The sequence below is a fragment of the Methylobacterium sp. E-041 genome (genome assembly GCF_022829665.1).
GTDB lineage: Bacteria > Pseudomonadota > Alphaproteobacteria > Rhizobiales > Beijerinckiaceae > Methylobacterium.
Map to the genome: position 1 here is coordinate 1 of NZ_JAKSYQ010000125.1, position 3375 is coordinate 3375.

Consider the following 3375-nt stretch of genomic DNA (forward strand, 5'->3'; position numbering starts at 1 on the left):
TGAGGACAACATCGCGTGCCTATTTCTCAGCGTCAGCTCGGTGCATCGATCCGGACCGCGCTGCATATCGCTGATCGCGATGCGATCGCTGCTTTCGTCCTGGACGAGAGCACAGTGTTTGCGCCCAATAATCCGTTCGCGCGAACCAGTATCGGTGCACAGAGACAGGTTTGGACCGGCTACCAGCGCGAATTCTACTTCTCGAACATCGCTTCACTTGGGCTGGCGTGTTTGATGAATGCCTTATGCGCACGTCCCGATGACGAGGCGATTGTTCAGGAGATCCTCCAGGCCGATGGCTGCCGTGCTTACGTGTATCACCCGGGCGACGGCTGCCAGATTGTCGGGGCCGTGCTGCATGCCAAGGGGACTGGAGCCCTGCCAGTGATCAAGCCACTTCCACGAGGCGGCCGGCGGGGCAGGGGGCAGAGATCGGCGCTTCAGCTCGATTTGTTTGCGGTCGGGTAGAGCCCCCGAAACAGGTCCCCCATCGCCCTACGGCGAAACAGGGTGCGCCAGCGTCGACGCCGATGCTCGGGGCGATCGTAGTTGATGTGACAGCGTTGGCAGAAGGCTACGAGGTTGCGGTCGAGATTGTTGGTGGTGTCGTGATCGCGGTGTGCGGCAGCCAGCACAACGCGGGTCGTACGGATGCGACCGAGATCTTCGATCGTCGGCAGGCTACGCAGCGTACGGCCCTGTCCATCGCGCCAGGCTCCGATGCTGGCATCCCACCAGCGCCCATCACCGAGATGATACACGGTCAGCCCATGGGGCCGACCGCAGCCCTCGCAGGCGCCACCCGCCCGACCGAAGCGGATCGCCGCTGAGAGTTGCGGCCAGTCGATGGGATAAAAGAAGCGATGCTCGCGCCGGATCGGCATTGTTCAGGAGACCCTCCAGTGACGTCTCATGGGAGGATTTCAATGATGATCCCGAGGCTTTTGGGGAGGTCGGACCAGGCTTTCTGAGTGGTGAGTGCGACAGCATTTCGCTGTTGTGCGAGGGCCAGGCAGGCATGATCGCTGAGGGAGAGATCGAACGCCTTGAGAAGCGGTCTCAGCATGCCTGTGGCTTGAGCTTGAGCGTCGTCGAAGGGATCGGCCCGTAGGTGAAGCCCCCCGACAGCTTGGGTGATGCGGTGTTGGGAGCCGCCGGCTTCAGCGAGGGCAGCATAAACTTCGGACAGAGCGACGGCGCTGATCCAAGCGCGTGGTAGGACCGTGATCACGCGTTGCGTTCCGGCTTCACCCTTGAGCAGGCAGAGCAGGGCTGAGGCATCGAGGACAAACGCCTCAGTCATGCTCGGTCTCCTGGTGCGGATCGTTTGCGCTATCCTGGCTCAACCGATTTTCACCTGGCGCATCGTCGGGTCGGAAGGTGCCGACAATCGTCTGAGCCAGGCGTACGGCTGAGGTGAGCGATCGGACATGAAGTCCGTCCTCATCCAGTTCGATGATGACGGTATCGCCGACCTCGATCCCGAGCTTCCGCCGAAACGCAGCTGGAATGATCAGCTTACCCCCATCGATAATTTTAACCGCCTGCGATGCCATAAGGACCTGTTAAATGGTACCTGAATGTCATTTCGTACCAAACCACGTATGTCGCATCAAGATGGCCGGTTTCAAATAAGGGAACTATGGTCGCGGTCCTGCGCATATGGCTCGACCTTTGGCTCTGGATTGCCATCCGGCCTTGGGATGAAACGTCGGTGAGTGACAAAAAGCGCATCACTACCGTATTTTATGTCACTTAATGATCATTTTCTATCGATGACAGAGCGTAGAATTTATGACGGCTTGTAGTACAATAGCTCGGCCGTTTGGGGGCTATCGCTGTATCTGTCACGCAATCGCTCGTTTGCGGGACAGGCGGAGCCGAGCGTGCGCCGAACGCACGTCGCTGCCAAAGGCTCGACCGACACCCGAACTTACGGCTCATCAGCAACGCACAGGATTACCACCCCATGCTGCTCGGCTACATGCGCGTGTCGAAGGCCGATGGCTCGCAGACCACCGACCTTCAGCGTGACGCTCTTGTCGCAGCCGGTGTCGAAGCCGATCGCTTCTATGAGGACCATGCCTCGGGCAAACGCGACAGCCGCCCCGGTCTCGACGCCTGCCTCAAGGCGCTCCGTGAAGGCGATACCCTCGCGATCTGGAAACTCGACCGCCTTGGCCGCGACCTGCGTCACCTCGTCAACACCGTCCATGATCTGACCGCGCGCGGAATCGGGCTCAAGGTACTCACCGGGCAGGGTGCCAATATCGACACCACCACCGCCAACGGCCGGTTGATATTCGGGATTTTTGCGGCGCTGGCGGAATTCGAGCGCGAGCTGATCATCGAGCGGACCAAGGCCGGTCTTGCTTCAGCGCGCGCCAGGGGGCGAAACGGCGGGCGTAAACCAAAAATGACCCCGGCCAAGCTACGACTGGCCCAAGCTGCTATGGGTCAGCCCGAGACAAAGGTCTCCGATCTCTGCATCGAACTTGGGATCACCCGTCAGACACTCTATCGGCACGTCGATCCGAAAGGTCAGATCCGGGCCGACGGCAAGAAACTACTGGCCGCCAAAAGTAACTGACGGCGACCATGTTGGACGATGACCTTGGCTGGGACAGCTTGTGGATCCTAGCTCGCCCAGTGTCCTATGCGAAAGAACAGCAGGCGATCGATGTGTCACTTCGGTGCTTGCGTATATACGGCCGCCCGCTAACGATGCATCATCGTCGGCGTCTGGTACGCGTCCTGGCAAGCGCCTGTGGATGCGCGTACGCCGAGTAGCTCGGCAAGAAGGGCGGGGAGACCGCGATCCCAGGCAGGCACAAGTGCATCGAGAAGCTTGGCCCAGGCTGCCCCATCGAGGTCGGGATCCCTGATCAGGTTCGGGAGGCCGTCGTGCGGGTCGTACTCCAGACCGGCGATCCAGCCCTCGGACACGGCCTGGATCCCCAACGTCAGCGCCCGCATCGTCGCGTCGAGTTCCTCCTGCGCGTGCGCATGCAGTTGCATCCTGTCACGCTTCTCGGCGGTACTCGAAATACCGTCCTTGATTAACAAACTAAAATTACATTTTCAAAGTAAGAAAAATATTTAATAAATAGTATCTATTTAATAAAGTTTATTAAAAGATTCGATCAAGATTTGTTTTTTATATATTCTTGCCTGATATTTCATCAGTCTGACGAGCGTCCGTAGACGTCCTCGACGCGGATGATGTCGTCCTCGCCGGTATAGGAGCCGACCTGGACCTCGATCAGCTCGAGCGGGATCCTGCCGGGGTTGGTCAGGCGGTGCAGCGAGCCGATCGGCAGGTACACCGCCTCGTTCTCGTGCACGAGGACCAGGCGCTCGCCCAGCGTCACCTCC

6 protein-coding genes and 1 pseudogene are annotated in these 3375 nt (G+C 59.3%); 2 read left to right on the forward strand and 5 right to left on the reverse strand.

The annotated features are described in order from the left end of the window. Window positions 1–15: 15 nt before the first annotated feature. Complete coding sequence (locus MKK70_RS11555) at window positions 16–468, forward strand: hypothetical protein (protein WP_243947805.1); 453 nt, start codon at window positions 16–18, stop codon at window positions 466–468. Here the strand turns inward: MKK70_RS11555 and MKK70_RS11560 are convergent. From MKK70_RS11560 to MKK70_RS11570, 3 genes are read right to left on the reverse strand one after another with little or no spacing between them, the layout of a single operon-like run. Then, a complete protein-coding gene (locus MKK70_RS11560) occupies window positions 441–884 on the reverse strand; it encodes a hypothetical protein (RefSeq protein ID WP_243947807.1) in 444 nt (147 codons plus the stop codon). The genes MKK70_RS11555 and MKK70_RS11560 overlap by 28 nt on opposite strands. A gap of 26 nt (window positions 885–910) precedes the next feature. Next, window positions 911–1303, reverse strand: coding sequence for a type II toxin-antitoxin system VapC family toxin (locus MKK70_RS11565; RefSeq protein WP_243947809.1), 393 nt, complete (start codon window positions 1301–1303; stop codon window positions 911–913). Next, window positions 1296–1556 carry an AbrB/MazE/SpoVT family DNA-binding domain-containing protein gene (locus MKK70_RS11570; RefSeq protein WP_243947815.1) on the reverse strand — a complete coding sequence of 87 codons (261 nt, stop codon included), beginning with the start codon at window positions 1554–1556 and terminating at the stop codon, window positions 1296–1298. Before MKK70_RS11570 ends, MKK70_RS11565 begins: the two co-directional genes overlap by 8 nt. A gap of 413 nt (window positions 1557–1969) precedes the next feature. Between MKK70_RS11570 and MKK70_RS11575 the strand changes: the two genes are divergently transcribed. Then, window positions 1970–2590 (forward strand): recombinase family protein, encoded by a 621-nt coding sequence (locus MKK70_RS11575; protein ID WP_243947822.1) that lies wholly within the window; start codon window positions 1970–1972, stop codon window positions 2588–2590. Window positions 2591–2718: 128 nt separating this feature from the next. Here the strand turns inward: MKK70_RS11575 and MKK70_RS11580 are convergent, their stop codons facing one another. Beyond that, window positions 2719–3018 carry a hypothetical protein gene (locus MKK70_RS11580; protein ID WP_243947825.1) on the reverse strand — a complete coding sequence of 100 codons (300 nt, stop codon included), beginning with the start codon at window positions 3016–3018 and terminating at the stop codon, window positions 2719–2721. A gap of 164 nt (window positions 3019–3182) precedes the next feature. Then, window positions 3183–3375, reverse strand: a pseudogene (gene cpsB / locus MKK70_RS11585) (mannose-1-phosphate guanylyltransferase/mannose-6-phosphate isomerase); the annotation flags it as partial.

Excerpts from the sequence above, each read along its gene's own strand:
- MKK70_RS11565 (WP_243947809.1), bottom strand. The coding sequence starts at position 1,303 with ATGACTGAGGCGTTTGTCCTCGATGCCTCAGCCCTGCTCTGCCTGCTC.
- MKK70_RS11560 (WP_243947807.1), bottom strand. The coding sequence starts at position 884 with ATGCCGATCCGGCGCGAGCATCGCTTCTTTTATCCCATCGACTGGCCG.
- MKK70_RS11580 (WP_243947825.1), bottom strand. The coding sequence starts at position 3,018 with ATGCAACTGCATGCGCACGCGCAGGAGGAACTCGACGCGACGATGCGG.
- MKK70_RS11570 (WP_243947815.1), bottom strand. The coding sequence starts at position 1,556 with ATGGCATCGCAGGCGGTTAAAATTATCGATGGGGGTAAGCTGATCATT.
- MKK70_RS11575 (WP_243947822.1), top strand. The coding sequence starts at position 1,970 with ATGCTGCTCGGCTACATGCGCGTGTCGAAGGCCGATGGCTCGCAGACC.